Raw genomic sequence first — 3573 nt, forward strand, 5'->3', positions numbered from 1 at the left:
ATAAAAACTATACTTTTAAATGTTCCTAACAAGGGGAAGATTACATTTATAATTATCATCAATAAAAGAAATAATAGATTTTGTTTCAGATGGCTCTGTTAAGGAACGAGCTCCAATTTCTAATAAAACTCTTTGTTGAATATAAGCATTACTTATAGGTACTACGGAATGATAATGAATTTCTAATGTATTGGGATCACTTGTATCATCAACATGATCGTTGTATTTGATTTCATATAAATCTCTGCTAATTCCTAATTGATCTAACTGTCGAATTAATTCTTCTCTAAACTCATTGATTATAAATCCACCTGAAGCTTTTCGCAATTTTTTAATCTGAGATTTTGAATTTAATTTATCAAATCCTAATAAATGACGATCAATAATTAGATCAATATCTTCAGAAAATCGATCAATTAAAAGATAAGCTTTGCTTAATGATGTACCACCTTTAAAGATAATTGAATCCGCATATTGAGATTGAAAAATAGCTTTTAATAAAATGCAAACCCACCAATCTTTCTCTACAACAAAGGCAGGTAAGCCTTTTGAAATTCCCGTTTGTTCCAGAACTTGTATTTGTTGCTCTTTAGTTAGATTGATCCACATATTAACGAGTTGTATAAAGATTATTGATTATTTTTTGAATCCAAACAGGTGCATATTTCAATTGTTTTTGAATAACTTGTTCGTTTAGGTGAAGGATTGAAGGTTTTATTTGATTAAAAAAATCATCTGTTATTTCTTTTTGCCCTATTTCTTTAAAAGCTTGAACAATCAAGTGTAATAATTCGTCTTTAATAGCAAAACTTTTAGGAACTGTTTTTTTGAATTGAATTGTACGATTTCCTATTTTTATTTCGCGTTGCGAACCATCGGTCAAGTAAACAGCTTTCAAAGGAATTTGAGTTGTTAAACCTAATAGATACAAAGCCAAAACTCCTGTTGGCGCAATACGAGCTTTATCCCGTTTAGCAATCTGTTTAGCAATTTCATCTACAGTCGGATAAATCTTTCCTAATAGCAAATCTTTTTTAGGTTTAAGATAAATACCATGTGTTAAACGCTCAACTAAACCTTCATTTTCTAAACGAGAGAGAACTTTACGGATGTTATCTGAAGAACCATATTTTGAAAAATCATCTAAAAAAAATATTTCGCCAAATGATGATTTTAAAATCTTTGTTTGTATCTTATTTTTAGATGTTTCTATCATATTTAAACAGTAATATTTGTCACAAATATAGTGAAAATTTGTGACATAATTTAATGTAAAAATGTAATTATAGTAATTCTATATCTTGTAATTTTCTACCAAATTCATCATCTGCTGCTAGTTTTATGAAATCATCTTGTAAACCTAATACTCTTAAAACATTAAAATAAGCTCCCATTGCAACACTAGATTCTCCTTTTTCTATTAAAGATAGAGTTGATCGAGAAATACCAGCACGTTCAACAACTTGAATTGCTGTTAATTTTCTACGTTTACGTGCAAGTTTTATATTTTCTCCCATTTGAGATAAACCATTTTTATATTTAGGTAAAAGAACTTGTATTTTCATAAAATGTCCGTTATTATATACAAATATGTAATAAATGTATGAAATAACAGACAATATTATCAATATAATAATTCTTTAATTTGATTTGTAATCTCTTCTTGCCAAGTTTTAATATCCGTTGATGTAGCAATTTGCATGACACTACATTCTTTATCTGACATTTCTAAATGTTTTTTTGAACTAAAGTAATTTCCTTTCTGAATGATATGTTGATCCGAAGGATAAACAAGAGCAACTTTTTTAGCTTGATAAAATCGAAGATAAACATACATTTGACGCAAATCTTCTGGAGATGGATTATAACCATTTAGATTTTTCCATTTTGTATCCAAAACGAAACTTTCTTGAGATTCTTTACATTTTAAAATAATGTCAGGTCGCATTTTTGACGAATATCCCGAAGTTGGTTTCCAAAAACTTTTTGTTACTTGTGATGAAACAAAATGTGTTGTTAATTTTCTTTTCAACGTCACTAAAATAAACTGCTCCCATAAACTATTCATATCAAACATTAAAGCCAATACATCATTTCGACCTTTGGAAATATCAGGATGATAGTTCAACAATAATAATTTAGAAATTTCTAAAGCAGTTTGATAATGCTGATTTTTTCGATCAAAAACTATTTTTTTGAATGTAGACTCATTTACTTTTATTTCTTTCATTTCAGGGAAGTCTAAAGTCAATGCACCAATTCTTCCTTTTAAAAGAGAGTTTGAATTTATATGTGCTAAAAGTTTTATCGTTTTGAATAAGATTTCATGAATAGAATGTTCATTAGAATACTGCGTATATTTTACATAAAAATGTTCTTTATGAACCAAATTATGGGTAATATGTTTTGAGAACTGTAAAGCACCCTTTAAAGATGTTTGATTTCCTTCATTTTTACGGTATCTTTTAATCAAACCTCTATGAAGTAAGTATTCTATTTCTGAAATAAATAGCTCAAAGTACAGCTCTAAGATTGAATTTGATTTTAATTTCAATGAACTCGAACCAGTTGATTTAACATCAAATCCCCAAACGGTTTTGATCATTCCAATCAATAAATCACGCCATTTTTCTTCACCAGACTTATCTGTTTTTGGTAAAACTTCAATTGTAGTTTTTCCTATTTGAATTACACCAACATGTTCATTGAATTGAACACCATTTCTTAAAAGTTTAAAAAATGGTGTATAATTTCCGTGATAGCGTTCTAAAGCTTCATGAATTTGCTTTTCTTTTTCGTCTTTTAGATTGAAAAAACGTTTTTCATGCTCAAAAACTGTGATATGATTCTGCTTATTCAAAACACTAGCGATTCATTAATAAATTAATTGCTTCTCTAAAACCTTCAAAATTATCTTTGTAATTGATGATTTCATACGATTCTTTTTCCTCAAATTGAGAATAATCTAAATGCTCAAAATTAGCAAATACAGAATCTTGTTCCATTTTTCTAATAAACCCAGTTCCTAATACCAAACCAATTTTTCCATAATCACCAAAGAAATATTCTTGTAGAAGTGGAATAATGTTTTTGTAAAATGAATCGATAATAGTTGCTTCATTTTTATTGATAAAATAAGCATGTCCAATTTGATGATCTCTATCTAATAATTTTTCAATTCGTTTGTTAATTGTTTTTAATATTTCTGCTGCTGAAAAACTAAATAAATTTTCTTGTAGTCCATTTAAATTGTATTCTGGTGGCATTTCTTCAAAAACGAAACGACGTCTAAGCGCAGTATCCAATGCTTCAACACTACGATCCGCTGTGTTCATCGTTCCAATGATGTAAAGGTTAGACGGAACTCCAAATTTTTCTTTCGAATAAGGTAAAGTTACTTCAATTGCTTCGTCATTTCCTAATCGTTTATCTTCTTCAATTAATGTAATTAATTCACCAAAAATCTGTGATACATTTCCTCTGTTTATTTCGTCTATAAAAAGAGCATAGTCATTATCAGGATCTCGTTTTGCTCTATCAGCAATACGTTTAAAAATACCATCTTCAATATTA

At 28.4% G+C, this 3573-nt stretch carries 5 protein-coding genes; all 5 read right to left on the bottom strand.

What is annotated here, in order from left to right; all coding sequences use genetic code 11:
• Window positions 1-15: 15 nt before the first annotated feature.
• Window positions 16-609: a nucleotidyl transferase AbiEii/AbiGii toxin family protein gene (locus N5D03_RS14605; protein WP_280052081.1), complete on the bottom strand. Its 594-nt coding sequence runs from the start codon at window positions 607-609 to the stop codon at window positions 16-18.
• Window position 610: 1 nt separating this feature from the next.
• Window positions 611-1216, bottom strand: a complete 606-nt coding sequence (locus N5D03_RS14610; RefSeq protein WP_280052082.1) for a DUF6088 family protein — start codon at window positions 1214-1216, stop codon at window positions 611-613.
• 67 nt (window positions 1217-1283) lie between these two features.
• Entirely contained in the window at window positions 1284-1565 is a 282-nt protein-coding gene (locus tag N5D03_RS14615; protein WP_280052083.1) for a helix-turn-helix transcriptional regulator, read from the bottom strand.
• A gap of 59 nt (window positions 1566-1624) precedes the next feature.
• Window positions 1625-2860, bottom strand: coding sequence for a hypothetical protein (locus N5D03_RS14620; protein WP_280052084.1), 1236 nt, complete (start codon window positions 2858-2860; stop codon window positions 1625-1627).
• Window positions 2861-2864: 4 nt separating this feature from the next.
• Window positions 2865-3573 (bottom strand): AAA family ATPase (locus tag N5D03_RS14625; RefSeq protein WP_280052085.1); only part of this gene is annotated, 709 nt, incomplete at its 5' end.

Origin of the sequence: Empedobacter sp. GD03861, assembly GCF_029840885.1 — a bacterium.
GTDB classification, from domain to species: Bacteria; Bacteroidota; Bacteroidia; order Flavobacteriales; family Weeksellaceae; genus Empedobacter; species Empedobacter falsenii_B.